Below are 24,678 nucleotides of genomic sequence, written 5' to 3' on the forward strand. Positions count from 1 at the left end.
GAGCGATCTTAACGCAAGCGTGATATCCGGGCATCAACCGCCCGGACATCACTTTCCCTCAAGGCCGCTTGCCGATTTCCACTTGCTGCGCGGTCCAGGGCTTGACCTGCTCGCTCAGCGTCAGACCCAATCCTGGTCGGGTCGGCACCAGCATACGGCCATCACGGGTTTCCAGACGCTCGTTGAACAACGGCTCCAGCCACTCGAAATGCTCAACCCAGGGTTCAGTCGGGTAAGCCGCCGCCAGATGCACGTGCAGTTCCATGGCAAAGTGCGGCGCCAGCATCAACCCTGCATGCTCCGCCATGGCCGCGACCTTCAGATAGGGCGTGATGCCGCCTACACGTGGGGCATCCGGCATGAGGAAGTCAGCGCCGCGTAATTTGATGAACTCGGCATGCTCGGCCACGCTGGTCAGCATTTCCCCTGTGGCGATTGGGGTGTCGAATTGCTGAGCCAGTGCGGCATGGCCTTCCGCGTCGTAACAATCGAGCGGCTCTTCGATCCAGATCAGGTTGTACTCTTCGAACTTGCGGCACATGCGCTGGGCCGTCGGTCGATCCCACTGCTGGTTGGCGTCGACCATCAACGGGAAGTTATCCCCAAGGTGCTTGCGGATGGTGCTGACGCGCTCGATATCCACAGCCCAGTCAGGCTGACCGACCTTCAGTTTGATACCGCCAATGCCCTTTTCCCGGGACAGATCGGTGTTCTTCATCAACTGATCCAGCGGCGTATGCAAGAAGCCGCCGGAGGTGTTGTAGCAACGTACAGAATCACGTTGCGCGCCGAGCAAGCGTGCCAGGGACAAGTTGGCGCGCTTGGCCTTCAAATCCCAAAGCGCCACATCGAAGGCCCCAATGGCTTGAGTCGACATGCCGCTGCGGCCCACCGATGCACCCGCCCAGCAGAGTTTGGTCCACAGTTTGGCGATATCGCTGGGGTTCTCACCAATGAGCGCCGGAGCAATTTCCTGAGCGTGCGCAAACTGCCCGGGCCCACCGGCGCGCTTGGAGTAACTGAAACCCAGTCCACTGTGGCCATCAACGGTTTCGATTTCCACGAACAGCATGGCGATCTCGGTCATCGGCTTCTGCCGCCCTGTCAGTACCTTGGCATCGCTGATCGGATTGGCCAGCGGCAGGAATACCGATGAGACTTTCACCCAGGCAATCTGGTCGTGATCGGAGGACTTGATGTTTTCTTGTTGGGTTTGCATAGGGACTTCCTGAGTTCGGCTCGTACCAGAGCTTCGTGGTTAGGCACGAGCAAATGCAGAGAATAATGATTGCGCAATCATTCAGACTTCAAAAAATCTCCTCGTCCTGATGCGGCGGGAGAACTGAGCCGATACTACTATGATTGCGCAATCATTCAATAGCGCCATTCATCATTTGAGGTGCCAGTGACTTCAGGTGGTGGCGCGGTCGATAAGGGTGAAACCGGTATCGATGCGCAAGGGATTTCCTGCACCAGCGGGATAGCCGAAGCGCTCCAGCAAGGCCTGAGCGGCGAGTTGGCCGATACGCAAACCATCGACGTTGACCGTGGACAATGCTGGATAAACCTGTGCGGCGCTGCTCAAATCACCGAAGCCCATCACCGCCAGGTCTTCGGGTACACGCAAACCCCGGCTGGCCGCTTCAGCCAGCACACCTTGCGCAATGGTGTCCGAACTACAGATAACAATTTCGGGGCGCTCTTGCTGGTCGAGCAGGCGACGCAAACCTTCCCGGCCGACTTCAAGCGTGGCTGGCGGCGCAAGCACTTCAACCGGCACATCACGAACGCCATGGCGCTCCAGCTCGGCCAGCAGGCTTTTGCAGCGACGCATACCGCGGGGGTCGCTGATGGTGACTACCGAGAAACGCCGATAATTTTTCTCCAGCAGATGCCGCGCCACGGCCTCGCCCACCGCCTCATGGGAAAAGCCCACCAGCATGTCGATAGGCGCTTCACTCAAGTCCCATGCTTCCACGACAGGAATGCCAGCCTGAGCCAGCCGCATCCGGCTAGCTTCTGTATGCAGGGTACCGGTTAACACAATGCCGTCAGGCCGCCGACCCAGTACCGCCTCAAGCAACCTCTCTTCCTGCTCGGCGGAATAACCGGTCAGCCCCATCATCGTCTGATAGCCCGCTTTGGTCAGGGAGTCCATCAGCGCCTGAACCGTGTCGGCAAAGATCGAGTTGGCAATCGTCGGCAGGAAGATCGCCACCAGGCGGCTTTTATTGCTGGCCAGCCCACCGGCCAACATGTTCGAAACATAGCCGGTCGCACGCACAGCCTCGCGCACCTTGTCGCGAGTCTTCTCGCTGACCAGCTCAGGCCGGTGCAATGCCCGGGAAACCGTCATCGGCGAAACGCCCGCCACCTTGGCGACATCAATCAGAGTCAGGCTCGCGCCTTTGGGCAAGGATGCGATGGTAGATCCCGCAGGAACGCCATCTGATGATTTCGACATGAGTGTTTCCGGACCGCTGCGCTAGACCGGCAAAGATACCGCCAGACATTATCAAACGCCAAACACTGTAGGACTGGTTTCGCCGGGAGGACGATACTTCTGATGGATTGAATGCTGTGAATGTAGCGCCACCCTCCCGACTAAAGCCAGTCCTGCGGATGTCTCGACGCTGCGGAATTTGACTTTCTAGAGCAACAACTCTAAAACCAGTGGATAACTCTAAAAGGAATTGCCCACATGCCTGCCGAACTCGCCTGGTTGACGGACCGCTCACAACCGTCCAACGAACTTGAGCGGGTGTTTGCCGAGCAGCGTAAAGCCTTCGCCGCCAATCCGATGCCATCTGCTGGCCAGAGACTGCAATGGCTCGCCAGCCTGCATGATTTGCTCTGTGCCGAGCAGCAGGCGTTGATCGAAGCAATCAGCAGTGACTTCAGCCATCGCAGCGCTGATGAGACGTTGTTGGCCGAACTGATGCCCAGCCTGTTCGGCATAAAAGACGCCCGTAAAAACCTGAAAAAGTGGATGAAGCCTTCGCGACGCAAGGTAGGCATCGCCTTTCAGCCAGCATCGGCCAAGGTGGTGTATCAACCTCTGGGAGTAGTCGGCGTTATCGTGCCCTGGAACTACCCGTTGTTTCTGGCTATCGGCCCAATGATCGGAGCGTTGGCAGCGGGCAATCGGGTGATGCTCAAACTCAGCGAATCAACGCCTGCCACCGGCGAACTGCTCAAGCATCTGTTCGCTCGTGTATTCCCGGAGGACTTGGTGGCTGTGGTGTTGGGCGAAGCGGACGTTGGTATCGCATTCTCAACATTGCCGTTCGATCATTTGCTGTTCACCGGCGCCACCAGCGTTGGCAAGCATGTGATGCGCGCTGCCGCGGAAAACCTCACGCCGGTCACGCTGGAGCTTGGTGGCAAGTCCCCGGCCATCGTGTCCCATGACGTGCCACTCAAGGACGCTGCCGAGCGCATCGCCTTCGGTAAGACGCTCAACGCCGGGCAAACCTGTGTCGCGCCTGATTACGTGTTGGTACCGGAAGATCGCGTCGAGGCGTTCGTTGATGCTTACAAGACCGCAGTACTCGGGTTCTATCCCACACTGACGGACAACCCTGATTACACGGCAATCATCAATCAACGCCAGCTCGCGCGCCTCAACCATTATCTGGCCGATGCGACTGATAAAGGCGCAAAGGTTATTCCCCTTTACGAGGCTGGCCAGGATCGACGCATGCCGTTCAGCCTGTTGCTTAACGTCAATGACGACATGCTGGTGATGCAGGACGAGATTTTCGGCCCGCTGCTGCCCATCGTGCCCTATTCACGGATGGATCAGGCGTTCAGCTACATAAACCAGCGCCCTCGCCCACTGGCCTTGTATTACTTCGGCTACGACAAAGCCGAACAGCAGCGTGTGCTGGAGCAGACACACTCCGGCGGCGTGTGCCTGAACGACACCCTGCTGCATGTCGCCCAGGATGACTTGCCATTCGGCGGCGTCGGTCCTTCAGGAATGGGTCATTACCACGGGCATGAAGGCTTCATGACGTTCAGCAAAGCCAAGGGCGTGCTGATCAAGCAGCGCTTCAACGCTGCACGGCTGATCTATCCTCCGTATGGCAAGGCGATTCAGCGGCTGGTCTACAAGCTGTTTATCCGGTGATGACTAACCTATCTGTAGGCGCTGCCGAAAGGCTGCGATCGCGGTGTGTCAGAACGAATGCTTTCGCAGCCTCCGGCAGCTCCTACAGGGATCATTTCAATTCAATAACGGTTCACTCATGAACACCCAGCCCAACCTGAGCCGTCGAAATTTCCTGCAAGTCAGCCTGGGCGCCTCTGCGTTTCTGTCCACCGTCGGCCTGACGGCAAGCTTGAGTGGCTGCTCTGCGACCGCACCGGCTAACGGTTTTGTGGTCCTGCGCGCAAGCGATCTTCCGTTCCTGAGAGCACTGATCCCGGTGCTGATCAATGGCAGTGTGCAACCCGCTCTACTGCCGCAAGCCATCGATAACACCCTGCACTGCATCGACAGCGGTCTGAATCACCTGTCACCTGCGATACTCCAGCTGACTCAGCAACTGCTCGATGTGCTGACCCTGCCTTTCACACGCGGACCACTGACCGGCGTGTGGTCGGCTTGGGAAAAGGCCAGCAACATGCAGATTCAGCAGTTCCTTGATCGTTGGCAAAACAGCTCGCTGGACCTCCTGCGCCAAGGACATGCCGCACTGCTGCAACTCACTTTGATGGCGTGGTACAGCCACCCCGAATCCTGGGCGCATTGCGGTTACGCCGGACCACCCAGGATCTGAAACAACCACACCCGAACAACAACAAAAATCGAGGTTGTATGCCTATACCTGATCCATTCCGCGAAGGCCTGGCCCGTGGCTGGCAAACCTACGACGGGTCTCGCCAGGACAAGGACCTGACGCTGGAGGCCGACGTCGCGATTATCGGCAGCGGTGCGGGTGGCGGGACTACGGCTGAAATCCTCAGCGGGATGGGCCTGAAAGTATTGCTGATCGAGGAAGGCCCGCTCAAAACCAGCAGCGACTTCAAGATGCTCGAAGACCAGGCTTACTCAACGCTGTATCAGGAAGGCATCGGGCGTATGAGCAAGGATGGTGCGATCACTATTTTGCAAGGCCGCGCAGTGGGCGGTACGACGCTGATCAACTGGACCTCAAGCTTCCGCACTCCGCCGGCCACGCTGGAGCACTGGGCCAGCGAGCATGCAGTGAAAGATCACTGCGCAGGGCAGATGGCTCCATGGTTCGAAAAAATGGAACAACGCCTCAGTGTCGCGCCCTGGATCATGCCGCCCAATGCCAACAACGACGTCATCCGTATAGGCTGTGAGCATCTGGGCTATAGCTGGCATGTAATCCCGCGCAATGTGCTGGGTTGCTGGAATCTGGGCTACTGCGGCATGGGCTGCCCAAGCAACGCCAAGCAATCGATGCTGGTGACAACCATTCCGGCAACACTGGATAAAGGCGGCGAGCTGCTTTATCTGGCGCGTGCCGATCGGTTATTGCTTCAGGGAGACAAGATCACCGGACTGGTTTGCCTGGGCATGGATGAACGCTGTGTCTCGCCGAATGGCCGAACCATCCACGTCAAAGCCCGCCACTTCGTCCTGGCGGGTGGAGGCATCAACAGCCCGGCACTGCTGATGCGCTCCAAAGTGCCCGACCCGCATGAGCGCGCAGGCAAACGTACATTTCTGCACTTGGCGAGCTTCTCGGCAGGGCTGTTCGATAAGGTCATCAATCCGTTCTACGGCGCACCGCAGTCCATTTATTCAGATCATTTCCAGTGGGCAGATGGCATCGCAGGCCGTATGTCCTACAAGCTCGAAGTGCCACCACTGCATCCGGCGCTGGCCAGCACTTTACTTGGAGACTTCGGTCAACAGAACGCTGAGCGCATGGCGCAATTGCCCCACACTCACATGATGCTGGCTCTAATGCGCGACGGCTTTCACCCGGACAGCGCTGGAGGAACAGTGCAGTTGCGCAGTGATGCAAGCCCGGTGCTGGACTACCCGATTTCACCCTACACTTGGGACGGTATCCGCCGCGCGTGGCACAGCATGGCCGAGATCCAGTTTGCCGGTGGCGCGCGCTCAGTCATGCCGATGCACGCGGACGCCCGCCATGCCAAAAACTTTGCCGAAGCGCGGATGATGATCGACAGCCTGAGCCTGGAAATTTTTCGCACACGGCTTGGCAGCGCTCATGTGATGGGCGGTTGCGCGATGGGCGAAGATCCCCGACAAGCGGTATGCGATAGCCTGGGTCGTCATCATCACCTGCAGAATCTATCGATTCATGACGGCTCGCTGTTCCCGACCAGTATTGGTGCAAATCCGCAATTGTCGGTCTACGGACTGACCGCGAAACTGGCGACGGCGCTGGGTAACCGATTGCTGAACTGATTGCGCCCTGTAGGAGCTGCCGAAGGCTGCGATGGCGGTGCATCAGGGACATCGCTTTCGCAGCCTTCGGCAGCTCCTACAGAGATACGGTTTACCCATTGGTTAACTCAATTTCAATGACAATACGACCTTTACCTTCGGCACGCCGACTTGGCCCACCGGGAATGCTGCGCTACCATCCGACTCCCCAAAGGACTCCGACCAGGACGACGCGATGAACCGAGTGTTGTATCCAGGCACCTTCGACCCTATTACCAAGGGACACGGCGATCTGGTCGAGCGCGCATCGCGCTTGTTCGATCATGTGATCATTGCCGTTGCCGCCAGCCCCAAGAAAAACCCGCTTTTCCCCCTGGAACAGCGTGTGGAGCTGGCCCGGGAGGTCACCAAACACCTGCCAAACGTCGAAGTGGTAGGTTTTTCGACGCTGCTGGCGCACTTTGCCAAGGAACAGAACGCCAATGTGTTTCTGCGTGGTCTACGCGCCGTCTCCGATTTCGAATACGAGTTCCAACTGGCCAACATGAACCGCCAACTGGCACCGGACGTCGAAAGTCTGTTCCTCACGCCATCCGAACGGTACTCGTTCATTTCATCGACGCTGGTTCGCGAAATCGCGGCATTAGGCGGCGATATCACCAAGTTCGTGCATCCAGCCGTCGCTGAGGCGCTGACCGAACGCTTCAAACGCTGAGCTTTTCGGCAACGCCCGGGTGCATCGAAACGACTAATGCGGCACAATTCGCCGCATTGGATTTCATATGCCCCGGCATCGACCGCGGCAGGAGTGTTTCATGTCCCTGATCATCACTGACGATTGCATCAATTGCGACGTCTGCGAACCCGAGTGCCCGAACGAGGCGATTTCTCAAGGCGAGGAGATCTACGTGATCAACCCGAGCCTGTGCACCGAATGCGTAGGCCACTACGATGAGCCGCAATGTCAGCAAGTCTGCCCTGTGGATTGCATCCCACTGGATGAAAACCGCGTCGAAAGCAAAGACGAGTTGATGAGCAAATACCTGATCATTACCGGCAAGGCTTGATCCTTCGGCATCGCTGACAGGCTTGTGCCTGCCGACCAAAGCGAGCCCGGCATGATCCCAGAACACCATCAGCACCACTGTCTATCCAGCATTCTGTTGCTGCTTTGCGCGTTGTCCGCGCAGCTATCCATCGCAGCTGAAACACCGTCTTCGCGTCCGGAGCGGTCTGCTATTGCCAGCCCGCACCCGCAAGTGACTGCCGCTGGTCGGGAAATCATGGTGGCGGGCGGAAACGCTTTTGATGCGGCCGTGGCCGTCAGCGCCGCATTGGCGGTGGTGGAACCCTACGGTTCAGGGTTGGGCGGCGGCGGTTTCTTCCTGTTACGCCAAGGCGGACCAGAGACAGGCTATGTATTTCTGGATGCCCGGGAAAAAGCCCCGCTCAACGCAACTTATGATCTCTATCGCCGTGACGGCAAAGTAGTACCTACTCTGTCTCTGAACGGCCCGCTTGCAGCCGCCATTCCGGGATTGCCTGCTGCTCTGGTCGAACTGGCTGAGCGCTACGGCAAGCTGTCGCTGAAGACTTCCATGGCGCCAGCCATTCGCCTGGCCTATCAAGGCTTTCCGGTCGACAGGATTTATCAGCAACGCGCCACTGCTCGCCTGACGGCCCTACGAAAGGACCCTGAAAGCGCACGTCTCTTCCTGCGCGACGGTGACGTTCCAGCGGCGGGCACGATCATCCGGCAGCCGGAGCTGGCCGTGACGCTCAATCGTCTGGCTGACAGCGGCCGCGACGGCTTCTATGCGGGTCTCACCGCTCAATCAATGGTCCACGGAGTAAGGGCAGCCGGGGGCATCTGGAAACGAGAGGATCTGGACCAGTATCAGATCGCGACCCGCGCCCCTTTGCGCTTTCGCCTGGATGACCAGCGAGAACTGATCAGCGCGCCGCCTCCTTCTGCTGGCGGCGTGGCGCTGGCTCAAAGTCTGATGATGCTGCAGCAACTCCCATGGCAGGCGTCGGACAAGGTCCAACGCGCCCACTACGTGCTCGAGGTGCTGCGGCGCGCTTATCGCGACCGGGGTTTGCTGGGCGATCCTGACTTTGTCGTCAACCCTCTCGACCGCCTACTGGACCGGCACTATCTGGTGCGAATGGCGCAGAGCACTGCGCCTAATGATGCGACGCCAAGCGCCAGCCTTGAGCCGGCACCGCGCTGGCGTGAAGGCGAGCACACAACCCACTTTGCCATTCTGGACAGTGACGGTAACGCGGTTGCGGCGACGTTATCGGTCAACTTGCCATTCGGCGCGGCCTTCACCGTCCCGGGCACCGGCGTAGTGCTGAACGACGAAATGGACGACTTCGCCGCCGATCCCCAAGGCAGCAATGCGTATGGCTTGGCAGGCAGCAAGGCCAACTCGATTGCTGCAGGCAAGCGGCCATTGTCGAGCATGAGCCCAAGCTTCCTTGAAAGCCCTGATGAGTTCACCGCATTCGGTACGCCGGGTGGTAGCCGCATCCCAAGCATGGTGCTGCTCTCGATGCTGCAATACCTGGACGGTCAGCCCATTGCGAACTGGCCAGCAGTGCCGCGCTATCACCATCAGTATTTGCCGGATGTCGTTGAGCACGAGGCAGATGCATTCACTCTGGAAGAAATGAACGCGCTGCGATCTCGCGGTTATCAGTTCAAAGAAGTCCCGCGCGGCTATGGGAACCAGCAAGTGCTACGGTGGGACAAAGCAGGCAAACACGTCGAGGCCGCCAGCGACCCGAGAGGCCTTGGCGTGTCAGAAACGTTCGATCCGAAGGTCATACAAACTGCGCCCTGAATGGGCGCAGTACGCAGAGGTTATTCCTGCTTGTTGTAGCCATCGCCGGTGCAACCGAGGCAGCGCACAAAAGCGGCTTTACCGGGGTCGACCACCAACGCCTTGCCCGTTCGACCAATACCACCGCCCATTGCGGTAAACGGCAGTGCAATAACAAACAGGCCTGCACCCACAATAGTGGCGGCGATCAGCAACGGCCGCGCAACCAGCAAGTCGCCAATCATGGCGTAGGCCGGGGGATTCTGGATGCTGTAAACCGGATCACCACTGCCGTGATTCACAGTTTCATTAGCCATTGCTGGCATCACCTGCAAACCAAAAATCAAAGCCAGGCTGGCGGCGATCAGTCGAAACGGCTTCATGGCATGGTCCTTCACGTACAGCGGGTTGGGGTTGGTTAACTATAAACAGGGATGTCGGTTAAGCAAGTAGGGCAAACACAACAGCATGTTGAAGCTACCCATCTTTGCGGGAGCCGGGCTTGCCCGCGATACGAGCGACGCGATCCAGCTGATACCTGCACGCTCCCGTAGAACCGGCTTTAGCCGGGAGAACATCGGGGCATTCGCTAAATATCCTTCGGAAGAAATACCGCCCCTCCCGGCTACCGCCCGGGCAGTCCTAAAAGGCGGAATCAGCGCCTGCAGGCAAACATCGAATCGCCCACCTGCCGAGCATTTACCCGCATCACTTCTGACACTTGGGGCAATACACGCTCGCCCGCTGCCCCAGTTTGATTTCCCGCAAGGTGGTACCGCAGACCTTGCACGGCAGCTCACCCCGGCCATAGGCGAACAGTTCTTGCTGGAAGTAACCGGGCTGACCATCGCCACCTATGAAATCACGCAGGGTCGTACCGCCACGCTCGATGGCGGCGGCGAGAATGCGCTTGATCTCAACCGCCAGTTTCACGTACCGGGCACGCGAGACGGTTCCGGCTTCACGACGCGGATCAATCCCGGCCGCAAACAACGCTTCAGTGGCGTAGATATTACCGACGCCAACTACGACCGCGTTGTCCATGATGAACGGTTTCACCGCGATGGACTTACCCCGCGAGCGCTCGAACAGGCGCAAGCCATCGAACAAGTCAGTCAGTGGCTCCGGCCCAAGACGAACCAGCAGCTCATGGTTAAGCGGATCCAGACTCCACAGCATCGCGCCAAACCGGCGAGGATCGGTATAACGCAGTGCCAGGCCGGACTCTAGCTCGATATCCACGTGTTCATGCTTGAGCGCGGGCAAACCAGCCTCGACCAGCCGCAAATTGCCTGACATGCCCAAGTGGCTGATCAAGGTTCCGACCTCAGCCTGGATCAGCAGGTACTTGGCGCGTCGCTCAACGACAACGATCTTCTGGCCGGACAGGCGCACATCGAGGTCTTCGGGGATCGGCCAGCGCAGACGCCGATCACGCACGATGACGCGGCTGACCCGCTGGCCTTCGAGGTGAGGCGCGATGCCCCGGCGGGTGGTTTCAACTTCTGGTAATTCAGGCATGGGTAACTCGGTGATGCGCGAAGCGATACAACAGCACGCGTAATCAGCGCGCAGAGAGTTCGCGAATGCTTTCTTTGAGGTTTTCGAAGTCGTAGTCCGACAGACCGACATAGTCGAGGATCAGGTGCCCGATGGCATCCCATTCATGATCTTCATCCTCGTTGCCGAGCACTTTGTGGGACGCACAAATATGCTCGGCCATTTTCAGCACCGCCAGGAGATTTTTCAGCTGTGCATTGCGATTGGAGTCATCCTGAAAAATCGCCAGCGCGTTATGGTGATTGGCAATGGCGTTGGTCACATGTTCAGGCAAGCGCCAGGATTTGGCAGTGAAGTAACCGACAACGGCGTGATTGGTATCAAACGCCTCGTTCTCGGTGTCGACAATGCGATTTTCCGGGCTTGCGTTGGTGTACGCCCGCTCCAACACGTCCATATAGTCCGGGAACCGCTTGAGCATCAGCGGGATGCCGCAGTCATGAAACAGACCCAGCGCGTAGGACTCGTCGACTGTCTGCGAGCCGATACGCTTGGCCAGCGTCAAACTCGTCATCGCCACATCCTGAGTCGAATCCCAGAATCGGTTCAAAGTGACGATGGTTTCATCGCTCATTTCACCCTTGATCGACTGCGCATTGATCAGATTGATGACCGAGCGAATACCCAGCAGATTGACTGCCTTCTGAATCGAAGCAATTTTGTTGGCAAGGCCATAATGCGCCGAGTTGACGATTTTCAGCAGCGCACCGGAAAGGCCCGGATCCTGTGAAATCAACTTCGCAATCACGTCCAGATCCGGCTCAGGCATGTACTGCTCCATCTGCAAATCCACCATGATTTGCGGCTGCGGCGGCACACTGATGCCTTGCAAGGCCTTCTGGATCTGCTCGGACGTAAGCTCTTCGGACATAGGTAAACACTCAAGGACAGACTTGGATTCTACTCCTTCATACCTGTCGCTTTACAGTCACCGACGCATACGGCAGGCGCTTTCAGAGCGTCAATTAATCCACCGCTCAGGCAGCAGACCTCGCAAACCTTTAAAAGATATCGATATATGCAGCGATTTTCTTCGGTGAAGATTCTGTAGAAATTCATTTCAAATGCGATAATCGTGCACCGTGTGCAACTGAGCCCTGGATCCCGCAACCGCTAGCCGGTTAATTCACGCCAGCGCGCCCTTGAGCGGGGATGACGCGCTATAATCCCGCTCTTTTTTCCGGAGCGACGTCATGTCCCTGCCTAGCCTGCGCCTTAAAGCCAACGCCGACCGTCGCCTGCGCGCCGGTCACCTGTGGGTCTACAGCAACGAAATAGACGTAGCCGCGACCCCGCTGCACGGCTTTGCCGCAGGCGACCAAGCCGTACTGGAAGCTGCAGGCGGCAAGCTACTGGGTATCGTCGCGATGAGCCCGAACAACCTGATCTGCGCACGCTTGCTGTCACGCGACGTCAAGCTGCCGCTGGACAAGTCGTTGCTGGTGCATCGCCTGAACGTGGCGCTGTCTCTGCGTGATCGCCTGTTTGATAAGCCGTTCTATCGCCTTGTCTACGGTGACTCTGACTTGCTGCCTGGCTTGGTTGTTGACCGGTTCGGCGACATTCTGGTGGTCCAGCTGGCTTCTGCCACTATGGAAAATCACAAGGAAGACGTGGTGGCGGCACTTGTTCAAGTGCTCAAGCCAAGCGGCATCCTGTTCAAGAATGATTCGGCTGCCCGTGATGCAGAAGGCCTGAATCGCTACGTCGAAACCGTCTTCGGGCTGGTACCGGAGTGGGTAGCGCTGGAAGAGAACGGCGTGAAGTTCGAAGCACCGGTCATGGAAGGTCAGAAAACTGGCTGGTTCTACGACCACCGCATGAACCGCGCACGTATTGCTCCTTACGTCAAAGGCAAACGTGTTCTGGATCTCTACAGCTACATCGGCGGCTGGGGCATTCAGGCAGCGGCATTCGGCGCTACTGACGTGACCTGTGTTGACGCATCTGCATTTGCGCTGGATGGCGTGGAACGTAACGCTGCCCTGAACGGTTTTGCAGAAAAGCTCACGTGCATCGAAGGTGATGTATTCGCAGCCCTCAAAGAGCTGAAAGCGGGCGAAGAGCGCTTTGACGTGATCGTTGCCGACCCACCGGCCTTCATCAAACGCAAGAAAGACCTGAAAAACGGTGAAGCCGGATACCGTCGTCTGAACGAGCAAGCCATGCGCCTGCTGAGCAAGGATGGCATTCTGATCAGCGCGTCATGCTCGATGCACTTGCCGGAAGATGACCTGCAAAACATTCTACTGACCAGCGCCCGCCATCTGGATCGCAACATTCAGCTGCTCGAGCGCGGCGGCCAGGGCCCGGATCACCCGGTTCACCCGGCAATCGCAGAAACACGTTACATCAAGAGCATCACGTGCCGGTTGTTGCCTAACAGCTAAGCTGAGCACCCCTCCAAAGTCTGGAGCAAGTGCCCAGCTTTGGAGGGCGGTTCAAAATCGTGGGACCGGCTTTAGCCGGGAAGAGGCAGGTACATCCACTACAAATTTGTGGTCGGAACTGCAGCCTTCCCGGCTAAAGCCGGTCCCACGAGCTGATCTTCGATTCTCTTCCCCACTCGCTGCGCCCCCTACCGCAAGTCAGAATTCCGTCACCGTCACACCCCCGTAATGAACCCGAACGATTTCTGACGGTCAGTGTGTGGGGATAAAAAAGGATGGCGTTGCTGGCGTTGAGCCCCAAAAGGCTCATGTATTCCCCTTTTCGCCTATGCCGATCATCCATCGCAGTTGCGGCGCTTTTGCCCTGCAGGTCACTGCCCCATCTTTACCGGCCCGACCATCGGCGCCTTTATCTTTCCTTTTATCGAAGATAACCATGTCTATGTCTCGTCATCTTTCAGCATTCATTTCTCGTCTTCCTCGTGTTTTCAACTACCGCACTCTAGGCGCTGGATTGCTGATCGCTGCTTGCAGTACAGCCCATGCTGCCGACACCAAAGCCAGTGATCGCTGGGTCAGTGACAGCCTCAATACCTATGTGCGCAGCGGCCCCACCGACGGTTACCGGATTGTCGGCACCCTCAAGTCAGGCCAGAAGGTTGAGTTGATCAGCACTCAAGGCGAATACAGCCAGGTGCGCGAGGGCGGCAACTCGGTATGGATTCCGACCGCCGACCTGCAAAGCGAACCCGGCCAGGCCGAACGTCTGCCGGAACTGGTTCAACAAGTCGCAGACCTGAGCGGCCAGCTCAAGACCATCGACGATGGCTGGAAGGTGCGCGTGCAAGGCATGCAGGAAACCCTGGATACCCGTAAAAAGCTGATCGATGAGCTGGAAGCCCGCAGTAAAGACCTCAACGAGCAGCTCAGCGCATCCCAGTCAGAGCTGCGCACTACCCAGGCCAAACTAGGCGACGAAAACAACCTCGTGCTCATGCGCTACATGGTCTACGGCGGCAGCATCGCTGGCGCAGGCCTGTTGGTTGGCCTGATCATCCCGGCCATGACCCGCGGCCGTAAGAAGAATGATGGTTGGGTTTGAATTCGCGTAACGACAACTGACGTCATCGCGGGCAAGCTCACGCCTACAGGATAGGACCGCGTTATCAACCTTGATTTTGCGTTGCGGCACATGACGTCATCGCGAGCAAGCTCACGCCTACAGGGGAGCGCATTCCAACTGTAGGAGTGAGCTTGCTCGCGATGACGTACTCAAAGCCAGACAGCATCCCAAAGCGGATAATCCCCAACGCGCTTTACCAGCCTTGCTCTTAACGGGTTCGCGATGATGTAGCGGGCGGCCGTCAGCAAATCCTCGTCGTAGCGCAGGGCGCGGTCGTGAAATCCTCGTTGCCAAAGCTGTTCGCTACATCCCCTCATACGATTGACCGCAATCGCACTACGGGATTTTGTGCCCTGCATCAACGCTTGCAAAGTTCCAGACTGAAGCTCGACAAGCCAATGAAAATGATCCGGCATCACCACCCACGCAAGTGAATGGATCAAACCCTGTTCCTGAGCATTTCGAAACTCTTCTACAACACAGCGTCCAAGCCTCCAATCCGCGAAAACAGGCTGGCGGCCCCGAGCTACAGAGGTGAGTAAATAGATGCGACCAGGCTCCGAGTACCTTCCGGTGCGAGCTTGTTTACTACGATGTAAATCCGGCAATCCATTGCCCCCCGCAAAAAAATAAAAGGCTAGTCGAGGGTTTCAACATCATTGCAGCTCAACTGCTGCCAGATCTTTCAAGGAGACATTCATCCATAAATCCCACCCTTAACATCCCTTATCCCCTTCACAGGTGTAGAATCGGCGCTATTCATCGCCATTCATCCCCGGCGGGTTTATGAGCTCAGGCCGAGCGCACGGTGATCCCGTGGTGTGTCGGTTTCCTTTGCAGCAGGCGGTTACTGCCGTTTGTCCGTGAAGACATCAGAAGCTCACTCCCTCTTATTTACCTGATTAGCCGCCCGGAGTGCTCCATGCCTGATTACCGCTCGAAAACGTCCACCCACGGTCGCAACATGGCCGGCGCTCGTGCCTTGTGGCGCGCTACCGGGATGAAGGACGCGGACTTCAAAAAACCGATTATTGCCGTTGCCAACTCGTTCACCCAGTTCGTACCGGGCCACGTGCACCTGAAGGACATGGGCCAACTGGTTGCACGTGAAATCGAACGTGCCGGTGGCGTAGCCAAGGAATTCAACACCATTGCCGTGGATGACGGCATTGCCATGGGCCACGACGGCATGCTGTATTCGCTGCCGAGCCGCGAGATCATCGCCGACTCCGTGGAATACATGGTCAACGCCCACTGTGCCGACGCCATTGTCTGCATCTCCAACTGCGACAAGATCACCCCAGGCATGTTGATGGCTGCTTTGCGCCTGAACATCCCGGTGATCTTCGTTTCCGGCGGCCCGATGGAAGCCGGTAAGACCAAGCTTGCCTCCCACGGCCTGGATCTGGTCGACGCCATGGTCATCGCGGCCGACTCGACCGCCAGCGACGAAAAAGTTGCCGAATACGAGCGCAGCGCTTGCCCGACCTGCGGTTCATGCTCCGGCATGTTCACCGCCAACTCGATGAACTGCCTGACCGAAGCGCTGGGCCTGGCACTGCCGGGCAACGGTTCGACACTGGCCACTCACAGCGACCGCGAGCAGTTGTTCCTGCAAGCCGGCCGCACCATCGTCGACCTGTGCCGTCAGTACTACATCGAAAACAACGAGGCCGTGTTGCCGCGCAACATCGCCAACTTCAAGGCGTTCGAGAACGCCATGATGCTGGACATCGCCATGGGTGGATCGACCAACACCATCCTGCACTTGCTGGCAGCCGCTCAGGAAGCCGAGATTCCCTTCGACCTGCGCGACATCGATCGTCTGTCACGCACCGTTCCACAGCTGTGCAAGGTGGCGCCGAACATCCAGAAGTACCACATGGAAGATGTGCACCGTGCTGGCGGTATCTTCAGCATCCTCGGCTCACTGGCCCGCGGTGGTCTGTTGCACACCGACCTGCCGACCGTACACAGCCCGTCCATGGAAGAAGCGATCGCTAAATGGGACATTACCCAGACTGACGATGAAGCGGTGCACACCTTCTTCCGTGCAGGCCCTGCCGGTATCCCGACCCAGACGGCCTTCAGCCAGTCGACCCGTTGGGAAACCGTAGATGACGACCGTGAAAACGGCTGCATCCGCAGTTTCGAGCACGCCTATTCGCAAGAAGGCGGCCTCGCCGTGCTGTACGGCAACATCGCGCTGGACGGCTGCGTCGTGAAAACCGCAGGCGTTGACGAATCGATCCACGTATTCGAAGGCAACGCGAAGATCTTCGAAAGCCAGGACAGCGCCGTGCGCGGCATCCTCGCTGACGAAGTTCAGGCAGGCGACATCGTGATCATCCGCTACGAAGGCCCGAAAGGCGGCCCGGGCATGCAGGAAATGCTGTACCCGACGTCGTACCTGAAATCCAAAGGCTTGGGCAAAGCGTGCGCCTTGCTCACTGACGGTCGTTTCTCGGGTGGTACTTCAGGCCTGTCCATCGGTCATGCTTCCCCGGAAGCAGCCGCTGGCGGCGCGATTGGCCTGGTACGCGACGGCGACAAAGTCCTGATCGACATCCCGAATCGCTCGATCAATCTGTTGATCGACGACGCAGAGATGGCCGCACGCCGCGCAGAGCAGGATCAGAAAGGCTGGAAGCCGGTGGAAGTGCGTCCACGTAAAGTGACCACCGCCCTGAAAGCCTACGCCCTGCTCGCCACCAGCGCCGACAAAGGCGCAGTGCGCGACAAGGCGTTGCTGGACAAGCTGGTACCGTAAGCTTTTTCAGTGACCACAAAAAACCCGGCAGCGATGCCGGGTTTTTTTGTTGCTGATTTTTGTTGGAGCGAGGCTTGCCCGCGAAAAACGATAACGCGGTGAACCTGCCCTGCCGAGTTGCCTACTTCGCGGGCAAGCCTCGCTCCAACTGAAGACCTCGGCACATCAGTTAGTGTATGTAGATCGCTCCTACGAGATGACGCGCTTACTGAATCTCATCCGGTTTGACGATCACCCAGTTCTTGTCCGCCGTTACCGGCAACCCCTCTTTGGCCTGGGCCTCGGCGTTGCTTTTGATCATGCCGTTCAATTGGGTCATGTACTTGTCTTTGCGATTGATCCACAAATGCACGCCGCCTTTGCTGACATCCACGCCGTGGAACAGCATGTAGCCATCGCTGGTTGGCGTATCACCCGCTACCAACACCGGTTTCTTCCACTGGTCGATGTAGGTCAGGATCGCCGCCTGCTTACCTGCCATCCAGGTCGCTGGTGTCCAGAGATAAGGCGTCAGTTCCAGACCGAGGTTGGCCTTCTCGTCATACTTGCCCGCCGTGATCTGCTTGCGCGCAGTAGTCAGCTCGCCGGTCTTCTTGTCTTTGAGCAGCATGGTCACGCCGATTACGTTTTGCGGTTTGACGTTGTAGCCGTACTTGGGATCAGAGGCGACCATGCGCACCAGTTCTTCAGACGCGGCGGTCATCACGTAGACCTCAATGCCGTTTTCCATCAGCTTGTTAAACAGCTCTTTCTGACCGGAGAAGATGCGTGGTGGCTCAACGTCGAGCTTCTTGACCACATCGCCATCGTAATAACTCGCCGGGATCGGCTTGCCCGAAGCCATCAGCTCATCGACATAACCCTTGAGCTCTTTAAGGGTAAAGCCCGAGAACACCTGTGCAACCCACGGATAGCAAACCATGTCGTCCACTTCACACAGGCGGTAGTAATAGCTGAACAGGCTTTCCTTGTGGTCAGCCGTATCTTTGAAGGGCATCAGCTTGAGGGACGGATCAAGTTTTTCACGGGTGATCAGCCCTTTGCTTTCCATGTACGGCAGCAGCGACTCTTCGAGGTCGAAGCGATAGCTGGTGTTGTCCATGTCGAAAACCGCGTAATTACCCTTGTTGGCATTGGCGGCAATCATCGCGTCGAGTGCTTTTGCGGCGGGCTCAGGCCAGTGTTTCAACTCGGTGGCAGCAAACGCCTGCCCGGCCAGACCAAGGCAGAGTGCGGCGGCAAGCAATCGTGGAGCGAACTTCATCGTGGTATCCCCCTGAAAGTTAAGAGGATCGACCGTAACAAATTATGATGACTGATTGGGGATGCCAGCGACTGTGTACGTTCCGAGGGCGTCACACTGGAAGCGATTCGCGACGCAGATTTCCGATTACGACACTTTTGTGGAGGATTTCAAACCGCTATCGCGAGCAAGCTCACTCCTACAGCTGACCGTATTTTTCTGTAGGAGTGAGCTTGCTCGCGATAGTAATTTAACGGCGCTCCCAAACCTCAAAGCTATACGCAGGCTTATCATCCACCGCCGGGTTCAACACCTCGGACACCAACGCCCATTCAGCCAGATCAAATTCCGGAAACCAGGCATCACCTTCGGGACTCAACGCCACACGGGTCAGATACAAACGATCTGCCTGAGCCAGACCCTGGGCGTACAACTGCGCGCCGCCGATCAGCATCACCTCCGCAACGCCCTGCTCCTGCGCCCACTCTTCAGCGCGGGCAACAGCGGACTCCAGCGACGTAAACACCTCTGCGCCCTCCAGTTGCAGATCCGCCTGACGCGTAACAACCAGATTCAAACGCCCCGGAAGCGGCCGACCGAGCGAATCCCAGGTCTTGCGGCCCATGATGATCGGCTTGCCCAAGGTCGTGGCTTTGAAATATTTGAAATCCCCCGGCAAATGCCAGGGCATGGAATTGTCGACGCCAATCACTCGGTTCTCACCAAGGGCGGCAATCAGGCTGAGCGGAAGTTGATTTTTCATGGCGGCGAGAATAACAGACGCTGACACTGAATTCGTAGCGGCCAATCTGCTCGAATGCTGGGCGCAGAGGTTATGCTCCTTTTCTGACTCAATCGACGAGACGCTGTGTGACTGCTCTGACTCCCCTCGATACCCTCTGGCTGACCGAAGCCGTGCGCCTGCGCGAAGAACAGGCCGGCCCGCTGGAAGACCTTGAAGCCAACCGTCGCGCGCGGGCCAACGGTGGCGACCTGACGAACCGCGTACAAAGTCGTGCCCTGTGGCTGGCCGAACGCGATGGCATGCGCGCCGCGCTGCCACACTGGAAACAAGGCGCCCGACTGGCCCTGATTGCACTGGCGATTTTCTCGGTGCTCAGCGGTGCCGGGCTGGCATTCGCAGCGCTGGGCGACGGCCAGACGCCGGTCAATGTGTTCTGGGCGCTCGGCAGCCTGCTCGGGCTGAACCTGATTATGTTGTTCAGCTGGGCAATGAGTTTCAGCGTCGCCGGGCAAAACACCGCCAGCCTTGGACGTCTCTGGCTATGGCTCAGCGAAAAGCTCGCTCGCGATGCTCAGGCCGCCCAACTTGCCCCTGCGCTGATTGTGCTGTTGCAGCGCAAACGCCTGAATCGATGGGTACTGGGTGCGGCGATACATGGTTTATGGCTGCTGGCATTGGTCAGCGCGCTGGTGCTGCTATTGATGCTGATGGCGACGCGACGTTATGGCTTTGTGTGGGAAACCACTATTTTAGGCAGCGACACCTTCGTCAGCCTGACTCAGACGCTCGGCATACTCCCCGCCTTGCTGGGTTTCACAGTGCCCGACGAATCCATGATTCGCGCCAGCGGTGACAGCGCACTGGTCCTGGAGTCCGGTCGTCAAGCCTGGGCCGCCTGGCTGGTTGGCGTACTTCTGGTTTACGGCATCGCGCCGCGCCTGCTTCTGACATTACTCTGTCTGTGGCGCTGGCGCAGTGGTCGGTCGGCATTGAGCCTGGACCTTACCCTGCCCGGCTACAGCCAACTACGCGAACGGCTGATGCCCAGCAGCGAACGGCTGGGGGTCAGCGACGCTGCGCCAGAACAACTGCATCAAATACTGCCCAACAGCGCAGCACAACACAGCGACGGCGCATTGTTGGTCGCTATCGAACTGGACGATGAACAGCCATGGCCACCGTTATTACCGGAAGGTGTCGTCGATGCAGGCATCCTCGACAGCCGTGAGTCCCGACAAAAACTGCTCGATCAACTGACCCGTTTCCCGCCCGCGCGATTGCTTATCGCCTGCGACCCACGGCGCTCACCGGATAGAGGCAGCCTTGCTCTGATTGCCGAACTGGCTCGCTGTGCGGGCGCAACGCGGGTCTGGTTGCTATCGGCCCCTGCCGGGCAAAATCTGAATGCTGAGCGAGTCAGTGATTGGCATGCAGCACTGCAGCAACTGGATCTTGTGTGGAGCGACAGTGCGCCACTGAAGTGGCTGGAGACAGGCAATGACTGACAAGGACAACATCCGCCCGCTGAAGCTGGCGGTAGTCGGCCACACCAACGTCGGCAAGACTTCGCTGCTGCGAACTCTGACTCGCGATGTGGGCTTTGGCGAGGTATCCCATCGTCCAAGCACCACACGCCATGTGGAAGGGGCACGGTTGTCCGTGGACGGGCAGGCTCTGCTTGAACTGTACGACACCCCGGGGCTGGAAGACGCCATTGCGTTATTGGACTTTCTCGAACGCCAGGATCGACCGGGCGAGCGGCTGGACGGCCCGGCACGGCTGGCACGCTTTCTGGAAGGCAGTGAAGCGAGACAGCGCTTTGAGCAGGAAGCCAAGGTTATGCGCCAATTGCTGGCTTCGGACGCAGGTCTGTACGTGATCGACGCCCGCGAACCGGTACTGGCCAAGTACCGTGATGAGCTGTCAATCCTCGCCAGTTGCGGCAAACCGCTGCTGCCAGTCCTGAATTTTGTCAGCAGTGCAGAACACCGGGAGCCCGCGTGGCGTGAAGCGCTCGCACGCTTGGGTCTGCATGCACTGGTGCGCTTTGACAGCGTCGCGCCGCCAGAAGATGGCGAGCGTCGCCTTTATGAAAGCCTTGCCCTGTTGCTGGAAAACGCTCGAAATCAACTGGAACGACTGATTCTGGATCTAGAGGCCCAGCGCGAATCGCGTCAGCAAAGCGCAAGCCGCTTGATCGCGCAGTTACTCATCGACTGTGCAGCCTGCCGCCGCAGCGTGTCTACCGAATCAGGCCACGAACAACGAGCCATCGATGAACTGCGCAAAGCTGTTCGCCAGCGCGAACAGCGCTGCGTCGAGGAGCTGCTCAAGCTTTACGCGTTTCGCGTTCAAGACGCTGCGGCCAGTGATCTACCACTGCTGGACGGGCGTTGGGGCGACGACTTGTTCAATCCAGAAACCCTCAAGCAACTGGGCGTGCGAGTCGGCGGTGGCATTGCGGCAGGCGCAGCAGCGGGTGCTGGAGTCGACTTGCTGGTGGGCGGCCTCACCATGGGCGCAGCGGCTTTGGCCGGTGCGATTGCCGGTGGCGCATTACAGACTGCACGCAGTTACGGCGGACGGTTACTCGGCAAGATCAAAGGCCAACGCGAACTGACGGTGGACGATGCCGTACTGCGCTTGCTCGCCTTGCGTCAACGCCACCTGCTGCTGGCCCTCGGCGCACGGGGCCACGCAGCGATGGAAAGCATCCAGCTGACCACCCCGCAGGATAAAACCTGGCGCGAAGGCAAACTCCCCGAGGCCCTGCATAAAGCCCGCGCCCATCCGCAATGGTCGTCGCTCAATCCGGGGGCGAAACTGAATCAGGCGGAGCGGCAGGAGCAGATTGAGGAGCTGGCGAAAGTGTTGGCGCAAACCTGATTGTACGGATGCTTGGAGATAACGCCGCTGCCTTTGTGGGAGCTGGGCTTGGTCTGGGCGGCATTCCGACGATACAGGCGCCGCGGTGCATCAGATAAAAAGGTTGCCTTCATCGCGGGCAAGCCCGGCTCCCACAGAGGTCCAGCACCGCCTGCAAATGTCCGGCAGTCGCCTCGGTAATTTTTGATTACTCGATTTCCCCGGACACCGGTATCATCGCGCGCCCGATACACCCGGAACCGTATTGCTCATGAAACCGACCTTGATCGCCGCCGCAGAAATCGACCGTATCGATACCTGGGCCAAATACTCCAGCCATATGTGCGGAGGCTGCATCTCCAGCTGCTGCACGCTGCCTGTTGAAGTGAAGATCAAGGACTTGATCCGCATCGGCATCGTCGATGACTTTGAGCGCGGCGAACCAGCGAAGAACATCGCCAAGCGCTTGCAGAAGGAAGGGATTGTCGAGCGCTATAACCAGAAGTCCGAAATCTTCACTTTGCAGCGCATGAGCAATAACGACTGCCTGTATCTGGATCGCAAGAGCCGCCTGTGCACCATCTACGACAAACGTCCGGATACGTGCCGCAACCATCCCAAGATTGGTCCACGTCCGGGTTACTGCGCTTACAAGCCCAAGGCCGTAGTGCGTCAGGACACCGGCACGCTGAAGAACAACACCAGCACGCCGTTTCCGAAGTTTTAAGGCGTCTGTACGCGGATTCCTGGTAGGAGCGAACTTGTTCGCGAGGCAATATTTCTGATCAGGCAGGACCAAAGCCTCGCCAACAAGTTGGTTCCTACCAAGACAAACGCTAGTCCATCGCACCACACAAACAAAAACGCCCCCGACCTTGCGGTCGGGGGCGTTTTTTCAAGCCTGATTAAAAACTAATCAGTTCTTGGCTTTCTTGGCAGCGCGGGTACGCTCGCTTTCGTCCAGGATCTTCTTGCGAAGACGGATGGACTTAGGAGTCACTTCGCACAGCTCGTCGTCCTGGATGAATTCCAGAGCCTGTTCAAGGGTGAACTTGACCGGTGGAACCAGAGCGATGGTCTCGTCTTTACCCGAAGCACGCATGTTGTCGAGCTTCTTGCCTTTGGTTGGGTTAACACCCAGGTCGTTGTCGCGGCTGTTCAAGCCAACGATTTGACCACCGTAGATTTCCTGACCGTGCTCAACGAACAGCTTGCCGCGAGCCTGCAGGGTTTCCAGGGAGTAAGTCAGCGCCTTGCCGGTTTCAACCGAAACCAGAACACCGTTCTGACGGCCGGACATGTCGCCGGACTTCATCACGTCGTAACGGTCGAAGATCGAGGTCAGGATGCCAGCACCGGAGGTGAGGGTCAGGAACTCGTTACGGAAACCGATCAGACCACGAGCAGGGATGTTGTACTCGAGACGTACACGGCCTTTGCCATCCGGAACCATGTTGGTCAGGTCGCCTTTACGCAGACCCATCTGCTCCATGATCGCGCCCTGCGCTTCTTCAGGCAGGTCGATGGTCACGTTTTCGTACGGTTCGTGCTTCACGTCACCTACGCGACGGATGATCACTTCCGGACGACCTACGGCCATTTCGAAGCCTTCGCGACGCATGGTTTCGATCAGAACCGAAAGGTGCAGCTCACCACGACCGGAAACCTTGAACTTGTCAGCCGAGTCGCCTTCTTCAACGCGCAGAGCAACGTTGTACAGCAGCTCTTTGTCCAGACGTTCCTTGATGTTACGGCTGGTGACGAACTTGCCTTCTTTACCGCAGAAAGGCGAATCGTTTACCTGGAAGGTCATGGAAACGGTTGGCTCGTCAACGGTCAGTGGCTTCATCGCCTCAACGTTGTTTGGATCGCAAAGCGTGTCGGAGATGAACAGCTCTTCGAAACCGCTGATGCAGACGATGTCGCCCGCTGCTGCTTCTTCAACGTCGATGCGGTGCAGACCGTGGTGACCCATCAGCTTCAGGATACGGCCGTTGCGCTTCTTGCCATCAACGTCGATAGCCACAACCGGAGTGTTCGGCTTGACGCGACCACGAGCGATACGGCCAACGCCGATAACACCCAGGAAGCTGTTGTAGTCCAGAGCAGAGATCTGCATCTGGAAAGGACCGTCACGGTCAACAGCCGGCGCAGGTACGTTGTCGACGATCGACTGGTACAGCGGGGTCATGTCTTCAGCCATGTCGGTGTGGTCCAGACCGGCAATACCGTTCAGGGCCGAGGCGTAGACGACTTTGAAGTCCAGCTGTTCTTCGGTAGCACCCAGGTTGTCGAACAGGTCGAAGATCTGGTCCAGAACCCAGTCCGGACGCGCGCCTGGACGGTCAACCTTGTTGATGACCACGATCGGACGCAGGCCGGCTTCGAAAGCCTTCTTGGTCACGAAACGGGTTTGCGGCATAGGGCCGTCTTGAGCGTCAACCAGCAGCAGCACGGAGTCAACCATCGACATTACGCGCTCAACTTCACCACCGAAGTCGGCGTGGCCCGGGGTGTCCACGATGTTGATGTGGTAGCCGTTCCAGTTGATGGCGGTGTTTTTCGCCAGAATGGTAATACCGCGCTCTTTCTCTTGGTCGTTGGAGTCCATCACGCGCTCGTCGTTGAGCTCGTTACGCTCCAGAGTGCCGGATTGACGCAAGAGTTTGTCTACCAGGGTGGTTTTACCGTGGTCAACGTGAGCAATGATGGCGATGTTGCGTAGATTTTCGATCACTTGTGTATCTCGATCAGAGGATT

General features: G+C 58.0%; 21 protein-coding genes. 12 read left to right on the top strand and 9 right to left on the bottom strand.

The genetic code is table 11. The features are described from left to right. Nucleotides 1-58: 58 nt before the first annotated feature. Both ACYASS_RS26085 and ACYASS_RS26090 read right to left on the bottom strand, forming a co-directional pair. A complete protein-coding gene (locus ACYASS_RS26085) occupies nucleotides 59-1,219 on the bottom strand; it encodes an L-talarate/galactarate dehydratase (RefSeq protein WP_243244428.1) in 1,161 nt (386 codons plus the stop codon). Between the two features lie 192 nt (nucleotides 1,220-1,411). Next, complete coding sequence (locus ACYASS_RS26090) at nucleotides 1,412-2,464, bottom strand: LacI family DNA-binding transcriptional regulator (protein ID WP_463588222.1); 1,053 nt, start codon at nucleotides 2,462-2,464, stop codon at nucleotides 1,412-1,414. 237 nt (nucleotides 2,465-2,701) lie between these two features. On the opposite strand from ACYASS_RS26090, the gene ACYASS_RS26095 reads away from it, so the two are divergent. The 6 genes from ACYASS_RS26095 to ggt all read left to right on the top strand — a co-directional run bounded on the left by ACYASS_RS26095 (nucleotide 2,702) and on the right by ggt (nucleotide 9,243). Beyond that, entirely contained in the window at nucleotides 2,702-4,132 is a 1,431-nt protein-coding gene (locus ACYASS_RS26095; protein WP_463588223.1) for a coniferyl aldehyde dehydrogenase, read from the top strand. 118 nt (nucleotides 4,133-4,250) lie between these two features. Then, nucleotides 4,251-4,784, top strand: coding sequence for a twin-arginine translocation pathway signal protein (locus ACYASS_RS26100; RefSeq protein WP_463588224.1), 534 nt, complete (start codon nucleotides 4,251-4,253; stop codon nucleotides 4,782-4,784). A 38-nt stretch (nucleotides 4,785-4,822) separates the two neighbouring features. Continuing rightward, nucleotides 4,823-6,415, top strand: coding sequence for a GMC family oxidoreductase (locus tag ACYASS_RS26105; protein ID WP_463588225.1), 1,593 nt, complete (start codon nucleotides 4,823-4,825; stop codon nucleotides 6,413-6,415). A gap of 214 nt (nucleotides 6,416-6,629) precedes the next feature. Then, the gene (gene coaD, locus ACYASS_RS26110) at nucleotides 6,630-7,109 is read left to right on the top strand and encodes a pantetheine-phosphate adenylyltransferase (RefSeq protein WP_087268469.1); all 480 of its coding nucleotides are present in this window, start codon (nucleotides 6,630-6,632) and stop codon (nucleotides 7,107-7,109) included. A gap of 100 nt (nucleotides 7,110-7,209) precedes the next feature. After that, entirely contained in the window at nucleotides 7,210-7,461 is a 252-nt protein-coding gene (locus tag ACYASS_RS26115; protein WP_087268466.1) for a YfhL family 4Fe-4S dicluster ferredoxin, read from the top strand. 51 nt (nucleotides 7,462-7,512) lie between these two features. Beyond that, a complete protein-coding gene (ggt, locus tag ACYASS_RS26120) occupies nucleotides 7,513-9,243 on the top strand; it encodes a gamma-glutamyltransferase (protein ID WP_463588226.1) in 1,731 nt (576 codons plus the stop codon). A 20-nt stretch (nucleotides 9,244-9,263) separates the two neighbouring features. Here ggt and ACYASS_RS26125 read toward each other — a convergent pair whose 3' ends face one another. From ACYASS_RS26125 to ACYASS_RS26135, 3 genes are all read right to left on the bottom strand, one after another. Next, nucleotides 9,264-9,605: a multidrug transporter gene (locus tag ACYASS_RS26125; RefSeq protein ID WP_463588227.1), complete on the bottom strand. Its 342-nt coding sequence runs from the start codon at nucleotides 9,603-9,605 to the stop codon at nucleotides 9,264-9,266. Nucleotides 9,606-9,930: 325 nt separating this feature from the next. Beyond that, complete coding sequence (gene mutM / locus ACYASS_RS26130; protein ID WP_243244437.1) at nucleotides 9,931-10,743, bottom strand: bifunctional DNA-formamidopyrimidine glycosylase/DNA-(apurinic or apyrimidinic site) lyase; 813 nt, start codon at nucleotides 10,741-10,743, stop codon at nucleotides 9,931-9,933. Between the two features lie 43 nt (nucleotides 10,744-10,786). After that, complete coding sequence (locus ACYASS_RS26135; RefSeq protein WP_463588285.1) at nucleotides 10,787-11,599, bottom strand: HDOD domain-containing protein; 813 nt, start codon at nucleotides 11,597-11,599, stop codon at nucleotides 10,787-10,789. Between the two features lie 376 nt (nucleotides 11,600-11,975). Here ACYASS_RS26135 and ACYASS_RS26140 point away from each other — a divergent pair, with 376 nt between their 5' ends. Continuing rightward, nucleotides 11,976-13,172, top strand: coding sequence for a class I SAM-dependent rRNA methyltransferase (locus ACYASS_RS26140; RefSeq protein WP_463588228.1), 1,197 nt, complete (start codon nucleotides 11,976-11,978; stop codon nucleotides 13,170-13,172). Nucleotides 13,173-13,614: 442 nt separating this feature from the next. Then, nucleotides 13,615-14,274 carry a TIGR04211 family SH3 domain-containing protein gene (locus tag ACYASS_RS26145; protein WP_243244780.1) on the top strand — a complete coding sequence of 220 codons (660 nt, stop codon included), beginning with the start codon at nucleotides 13,615-13,617 and terminating at the stop codon, nucleotides 14,272-14,274. Between the two features lie 170 nt (nucleotides 14,275-14,444). Here the strand turns inward: ACYASS_RS26145 and ACYASS_RS26150 are convergent, their stop codons facing one another. Then, nucleotides 14,445-14,903: an REP-associated tyrosine transposase gene (locus ACYASS_RS26150; protein WP_463588229.1), complete on the bottom strand. Its 459-nt coding sequence runs from the start codon at nucleotides 14,901-14,903 to the stop codon at nucleotides 14,445-14,447. A 314-nt stretch (nucleotides 14,904-15,217) separates the two neighbouring features. Here ACYASS_RS26150 and ilvD point away from each other — a divergent pair, with 314 nt between their 5' ends. Continuing rightward, complete coding sequence (gene ilvD / locus ACYASS_RS26155) at nucleotides 15,218-17,065, top strand: dihydroxy-acid dehydratase (protein WP_463588230.1); 1,848 nt, start codon at nucleotides 15,218-15,220, stop codon at nucleotides 17,063-17,065. Nucleotides 17,066-17,270: 205 nt separating this feature from the next. Here ilvD and ACYASS_RS26160 read toward each other — a convergent pair whose 3' ends face one another. Together ACYASS_RS26160 and ACYASS_RS26165 are read right to left on the bottom strand one after the other, a co-directional pair. Then, nucleotides 17,271-18,329 (bottom strand): HAD family hydrolase, encoded by a 1,059-nt coding sequence (locus ACYASS_RS26160; RefSeq protein ID WP_463588231.1) that lies wholly within the window; start codon nucleotides 18,327-18,329, stop codon nucleotides 17,271-17,273. 229 nt (nucleotides 18,330-18,558) lie between these two features. Continuing rightward, a complete protein-coding gene (locus tag ACYASS_RS26165; protein ID WP_463588232.1) occupies nucleotides 18,559-19,071 on the bottom strand; it encodes a dihydrofolate reductase in 513 nt (170 codons plus the stop codon). Between the two features lie 107 nt (nucleotides 19,072-19,178). Here ACYASS_RS26165 and ACYASS_RS26170 point away from each other — a divergent pair, with 107 nt between their 5' ends. From ACYASS_RS26170 to ACYASS_RS26180, 3 genes are all read left to right on the top strand, one after another. Beyond that, nucleotides 19,179-20,558, top strand: coding sequence for a DUF2868 domain-containing protein (locus ACYASS_RS26170; protein ID WP_463588233.1), 1,380 nt, complete (start codon nucleotides 19,179-19,181; stop codon nucleotides 20,556-20,558). Then, entirely contained in the window at nucleotides 20,551-21,939 is a 1,389-nt protein-coding gene (locus ACYASS_RS26175; protein ID WP_463588234.1) for a GTPase/DUF3482 domain-containing protein, read from the top strand. Before ACYASS_RS26170 ends, ACYASS_RS26175 begins: the two co-directional genes overlap by 8 nt. A gap of 250 nt (nucleotides 21,940-22,189) precedes the next feature. After that, nucleotides 22,190-22,645, top strand: coding sequence for a YkgJ family cysteine cluster protein (locus ACYASS_RS26180; RefSeq protein ID WP_243244445.1), 456 nt, complete (start codon nucleotides 22,190-22,192; stop codon nucleotides 22,643-22,645). A 189-nt stretch (nucleotides 22,646-22,834) separates the two neighbouring features. Here ACYASS_RS26180 and typA read toward each other — a convergent pair whose 3' ends face one another. After that, complete coding sequence (gene typA / locus ACYASS_RS26185; RefSeq protein WP_087268427.1) at nucleotides 22,835-24,655, bottom strand: translational GTPase TypA; 1,821 nt, start codon at nucleotides 24,653-24,655, stop codon at nucleotides 22,835-22,837. Nucleotides 24,656-24,678: the final 23 nt, after the last annotated feature.

The sequence above is a fragment of the Pseudomonas sp. HP_14 genome (genome assembly GCF_055283875.1).